General features: G+C 51.8%; 1 protein-coding gene (running past one end of the window). It reads right to left on the reverse strand.

What is annotated here, in order from left to right:
* Window positions 1-6,378, reverse strand: the 5' portion of a protein-coding gene (locus PHE24_02765) for a DUF2341 domain-containing protein (protein ID MDD4902036.1). It extends 20,661 nt beyond the left edge of the window; 6,378 of the gene's 27,039 nt are visible here — the first part of the coding sequence; its start codon is at window positions 6,376-6,378; its stop codon lies off the left edge, out of view.
* Between the last annotated feature and the right edge of the window lie 120 nt (window positions 6,379-6,498).

Here is a 6,498-nt window from a genome sequence, read left to right on the forward strand (position 1 = left end):
GGTGGAGCTCAGCGTCTGCCAAACGCGAGCAGGGCAGGCCGCGTAAGTTGTTCCCGATGAACAGGCGCCGGCCGGCGTGGTCGTCGCGCTTATAAAAGTTCCGCTGGTCGTGGCCAATTGATAGTAAAGAGTCAAAGCGTCGGAATCAGCATCGGTGGAAGTGGCGGTCAGATAAATTTCATTATTCGCGACCCAAGTGTCGTTGGCGATAACGGTCGTCTGATCGGACCGATATTGATTCAAACCCGACGGAATAGCCGGAAAATATTTGGTATAGACCGCGAACTCGCTGGTGGCCGTAGCCTTGTGACCCAGAGTATCGTAAGCGTAAATATTGAAAACATATTGCGTCCCGGCAGCCAGGCCCGAGATGGTGGTGGTGGCGTGACTTAAATACGTTATCGAACCAAGCGCCGAGTCAGAGGAGGAACTAAAAAGAGTGTCGGTTTCTTTGACGCCCGAGGAGCCGGCTTTGTAGTAAATTTTGTATTGAGAAAAATGCAATTCGGTGGTGGCCGAGCCGAAAGTCAGAGTGATCGAGCTGTCGTTCTTTTTGCTCGAACTCAAATTGCCCGGCGGAGTCGGGTTGGTCGTATCAATGGTGAAATGGGGAACCGAGGCGGAGAAAGTTTTCCAATTCCGCGAACAGCCGTCAACGTCGCAGGCCAAAACTTGCCATTGGTAATCATTGTCGGGAATAGTTTTGAGGTCGGCTTTTTTGGTGGCGGCCGGCGTGTACCAAACTCGGGACGGACAGCTGGCCCAGGCCGTGCCTGATGAGCAAGCATTAGCCGGCGTGGAAGTTGAAGTGATATATGAACCGGAAGTCGAGGCTAACTGATAATAAAGCGTGATGGCGTCGGAATCGGCATCAGTGGAAGTGGCGGTGAGGTTGATTTCGTTCTGGCTAATAACTTCGCCGGTAGTGATGGCAGTTATCCCGTCAGAGCGGTATTGATCAAGACCGGAAGCTTGAGCGGGGAAATTCTTGGTCGCGGTGGTGAATTCCGAAGTGCTGGACGCCACATGGCCGTAAGAATCATAAGCGAAAAGATTAAAAACATAAGTGGTAGCGGCGGCGAGACCCGGGATGGTGGTGGTAGCATGACTCAAATACGTTTGCGAACCAAGCGCCGCATCCGAGGAGGAGCCAAAAAGCGAATCGGTTCTTTTAACGCCGCTGGTACCGATTTTGTAATATATTTTGTATTGGGTGAAATGAGTTTCCGTCGCTTGAGTATTAAAATTAACGGTTACCGAACTATCATTTTTCTTCGACAGCGTGAGCGGACCGAAATCGGCCGGCACTTGATTGTCGATGGTGAGCGAAGTGGTGGCCGAGGCAGTGGCGCCGCGATTGTCATTGAGAGTTAACTTAAGGCAATAAGTGCCATCGCCGGCCGGCAAATCGGTCGCTGAATTCCAAACTGTGTTGATGGTGTTAGCACCCTCAGAAGTGGTGATCCAACCGGTGCTGGTACCGACCTGATAGGTGTTTTTGTTCTGCACTTTAGGATCGCCGTGGGTGGCCGTGGTGTTCGAGTCGGTTTCATCAAGCGTGGTTTGGGCGCCAGAAGTATGGCAGCTTGCGTCAGCGAAATATTCCACCCGAGCCATGATTTGATCGTCCTTGTCCGGATCATTGACCGCGAAAGACAGATCTACTTTGCCGGTAGCATCGGTCCGCTCGGCCGCGGAATTGATCGCCAAAGTCGGGCTGCGGTCAGTGCGATCCCACATCAGGCTAGAACTGGATTTGTTGCCGGCTTGATCATAAGCCCAGAGCGAAAAGCTGTAAGTGGTGGCGGGAGCGAGACCAGTGATGGTAGTCGAGGATTTGCCGTTGAAAGTAATGGAGCCTAAATTAGAATCCGAGCTGGAACTCCAAAGCGAGTCGCTTTCATGGATTAACGTGGTCGAGCCGAGGCGATAATAAATTTTGTATTGCTTGAAATTAGTTTCCGTGACCGCGGTCGGGAAGCCGAGTTTGATCGAGGTGGTAGTGGAAGCAATGCGGGTGAAGGGATTGGGCGCGGAAGGCGCGGTAATATCAAGGTTGAAGTTGGGAATGGCGGCATTCGTCGACCAATTGCGCGAACAGCCGTCATTATCGCAAGCCAAGACTTGCCATTTATAACCCCCGTCGGGAATGGTCTTGAGATCGGCTTTCTTGATCGAGGCGGGCGTATACCAAACGCGGCTCGCGCAGGAAGCATAGGCCGTACCGCTGGAACAAGCGTTAGCCGGAGTGGAAGTGGCCGTGATGAAAGTTCCGCTGGTCGTGGCCAATTGATAATAAAGCGTGATGGCGTCGGAATCGGCATCAGTGGAAGTAGCAAAAAGATTAACTTCGTTTTGCGCGCTCCAGCCGCCATTGGCAATAACTGTGATTCCGTTGGACTGATATTGATTTAGGCCTGAAGGAGCAGCCGGGAAATATTTGGTGTAGACCGCGAACTCCGAGGTTGCCGTAGCTTTGTGGCCCAAACTATCGTAAGCATAGATATTGAAAACGTATTGCGTGCCGGCAGCCAGGCCCGAGATGGTGGTGGTGGTATGGCTCAAATACGTAATCGAGCCGAGGGCGGAGTCAGAGGAGGAACTAAAAAGCGTGTCGGTTTCTTTGACGCCCGAGGAGCCGGCTTTGTAGTAAATTTTGTATTGAGAAAAATGCAATTCGGTGGTGGCCGAGCCGAAAGTCAGAGTGATCGAGCTGTCGTTCTTTTTGCTCGAACTCAAATTGCCCGGCGGAGTCGGGTTGGTCGTATCGATGGTGAAATGGGGAACCGAGGCATTGAAGGTTTTCCAATTCCGCGAACAGCCGTCAGCATCGCAGGCCAAAACTTGCCATTGGTAATCATTGTCGGGGATGGTTTTGAGGTCGGCTTTTTTGGTGGCGGCCGGCGTGTACCAAACCCGGGAGGGACAACTGGCCCAGGCCGTGCCTGACGAGCAGGCGCTGGCGGGGGTGGTGGTGGCGGTGAGATATGAACCCGAGGTCGAGGCAAGCTGATAGTACAGAGTGATGGCGTCGGAATCGGCATCAGTGGAAGTGGCGGTAAAATTTATTTCGTTCTGATCGGTCAGACCGGTATTGACAATTGCCGTGATGCCATCAACTTTGTATTGATTCAGGCCCGACGGTATGGCCGGGAAATTTTTGGTCGCGGTGGTGAATTCCGAAGTGCTCGATGCCACATGGCCGTAAGAATCATAGGCAAAAATATTAAAAACGTAAGTAGTAGCGGCGGCAAGACCGGAGATGGTGGTGGTGGCGTGGCTCAAATAAGTTTGCGAACCAAGCGCCGCGTCCGAAGAAGAGCCGAAAAGCGTATTGGTTCTTTTAACGCCGCTGGTGCCGACTTTGTAATATATTTTATACTGGGTGAAATGAGTTTCCGTCGCTTGAGTATTAAAATTAACAGTCACCGAACTATCATTTTTCTTCGACAGCGTGAGCGGACCGAAATTGGTCGGCGCTTGATTGTCGATGGTGAGCGAAGTGGTGGCCGAGGCAGTAGCGCCCTTGTTATCATTGACCGTTACTTTCAGACAATAGGTGCCGTCGCCGGCCGGCTGATCAGTAGCCGAAAGCCAAACCGAACTGACCGTATTGGCGCCAAAGGAAGTAAGTATCCAGCCGGTCGAGGTGCCGATCTGATAAGTATTCTTGTTCTGAACGACGGGCGTTCCGAAATTGGCGGAAATGCTGGACGGGTCCATCGTGGCTTGAGTTCCGGCAGTTTTACAATTCGCGTCAGTGAAATATTGTACCTGGGCCATTACTTGATTATCACCATCCGGATCAGAGACCGCGAAAGCCAGATCGACTTTGCCGGTGGCATCGGTCCGTTCGGCATGGGTAGAGATCGAGATGGCCGGGGTGCGATCAGTGCGGTCCCACATCAAGCTGGAACTGGATTTGTTGCCGGCCTTGTCATAAGCCCAGAGCGAAAAGCTGTAGACCGTGGCCGGACTTAACCCAGTGATGGTGGTCGAGGATTTGCCGTTGAAGGTGCGCGAAGAAAGATTGGCGTCCGAACTTGAACTCCAAAGCGAATCGGTTTCATGGATCGGCGTAGTCGAGCCGAGGCGATAATAGATCTTGTATTGGAAAAAATTAGTTTCCGTGACCGCGGAGGGAAAATGAAGCTTGATCGAAGTGGTGGTGGAAGCGATGCGGGTGAAGGGGTTGGCCGATGAGGGAGCGACAGTATCGATGTTAAAGTGGGGAACGGAGGTATCGAATACTGTCCAAGCCGAACATATTTTGTCCACCGTACAGGCAATCGCCTGCCATTTATAACTTGAGTCGGGAAGGGAAATTATTTTCACCGCCTTTTTCGTGGCCGTAAAATAATTTTGTTCGGAGCTGGTGGAGAAAAAGCTGCTCACGGCATTTTGGTTGCGATATTCGGTTAATACCCAACTATTGGATCGAGAGGTGGAAGCGATACGAACTTCATCAACGTATCCGCCAAAACCCTGGCCGAGCGGGACTTTATCGCCGATGCCAAAACCGACCGTACTATAAGGACCGATGGTGCCGTTAGCCCAAGAGGTTGAAGCATATTGCGTGCCGTTAAGATACCCGATAGTGGCCGCGCCGTTATATACACCGACCAGATAAGTCCAGGTTGTCGCCGGCGTGGTGATGTTCGCAGTATTTTGATTGCCGCCGCCGGTAATCTTGGTAATGGCAGTGGCGGCCGGATTAAGTTCCCAGCCATAAGCCGGCCAAGGAGTGGCTAAGTTATCGCCATACCAAATCGGCTTGCTATAAGCATTTTGCGTGGCATTACGGTTCATCCAAATAGAGAAAGTAATGCGGTTGGTCGGTTCCAGGGTCGCGGTTCGCGGCACGAAAAGTCCGCTGGTGCCGTTGAAGTAAATCGAGTTACCAATCTTTCCGGCTTGAGCGTAAGTCGGAGTGCCTTCAGAGGTAGCGCTCTTGTTATTATAGCTGGTCGAATCCTTAACCACGCCGGAACTTTCGTTCAAGTGCCAAACGCCTTTATAATTATTCGACCAAACATTCTGGCTGCCATAGGTGGTGGTCGAAGCTACCGCCGTCGCGGTCGAGGAACCATAGTAAAGATAAAAATCAGTGTCCGCGGCCGATGAAATCGAATCAGCGCGGAAATATATTTCTCCGGTTTTGGAGGAAGTGCTCATCGCCACGATTTCCAGCGGCAATCTGGTGCCGGAAGAATTGGTGACCAAAAGATCGCCGCCCGCGCTGTTTCTTCGGGTATGCGACCAAAAAGCATTGGTCGTCCCTAATCGGTTCAAATTAAAATAAACGGGAAAATCGGTCTGGGTGCCGGACACCTGCGTGCTTCTCGCGGTTATTTTCACCCGATAACGGTAGCTGGCATCAAACCAGCCGGCAGTAGGCGCGGAATTTGTCCAAAGTTTTGAGGCGCAGCTGGCGAAGGCCGTGCCGCTCCAGCAGAAAGCCGCCGGTTCGGAAGTGGCCGTGGTGAAAGAACTGGCATTATCGATCAGCTGGAAATAGATTATATTATCCACCCCGTTGCCGTTGGTCGAGGTGGCGGCTAAATTAACGGTGTTCTCATTGCTCCAGCCGCCATTAACGATCTTGGTCGTCGTGGCCGCCTTATATTGGTCAAGATTATAAGGGAAATAACTGTTCAATGTCCTGGTGGTGGTGGAAAATTCCGTCACGGCCTTGGTGCTGTTGCCGTAAGTATCATAAGCCCAAATGTTAAAAGCATATTGGGTGTTGACGACGAGCCCGGTAACGGTAGTGGTGGCATGAGACAGATAAGTCCGGGAGCCAAGGGCCGCGTCAGAACCAAAACCAAAAGAATCATCGGTTTGGGTGACTCCGGAAGCGCCGATCTTATAAAAAATTATATATTGGGAAAAATTGCTGTCAGTCGCGGCCGCGCCGAAATTCAGCGTAACTGTGTTATAGGTTTCTTTGCTAAAAGTCAGATTGCCCGGCGCGCCCGGCGCGGCATTGTCGATCGTTAAACTGCTCGTGGCCGATTCGGTGCCCCCCTTATTATCATTGACGGTAATTTTTAAACAATAAGTGCCGTCGCCGGTTGGCAAGTTGGATTGCGAATTCCAAACCGTATTAACCGTATTGGCGCCGGACGAAGTAATGATCCAGCCGGTCGAGGTCCCGACTTGATAAGTGTTTTTGTCCTGCACCTTAGGATCGCCGTAGGTGGCGGTAGTATTGGCATCAGTTTCATCCATGGTCGCCTGGGCGGCCGCGCTATGGCAGTATTGATCGGTAAAATATTGCACTTGCGCCATCACTTGCGTGTCCAAATCAGGGTCATTGACCGCGAAAGAGAGGTCGATTTTGCCCGTCCCGTCAACCCGTTCGCTGGCGGAATTCATCACGATGGTCGGGTTGCGATCAGTTCTGTCCCAAGTTAACGATGAACTGGATTTATTGCCGATCAGATCGTAGGCCCAGAGGGAAAAACTATAGGTAGTGGCCGGAGTTAAGCCGGTGAC

The sequence above is a fragment of the Patescibacteria group bacterium genome (genome assembly GCA_028707065.1).
GTDB lineage: Bacteria > Patescibacteriota > Patescibacteriia > Patescibacteriales > WJLG01 > JAQTUZ01.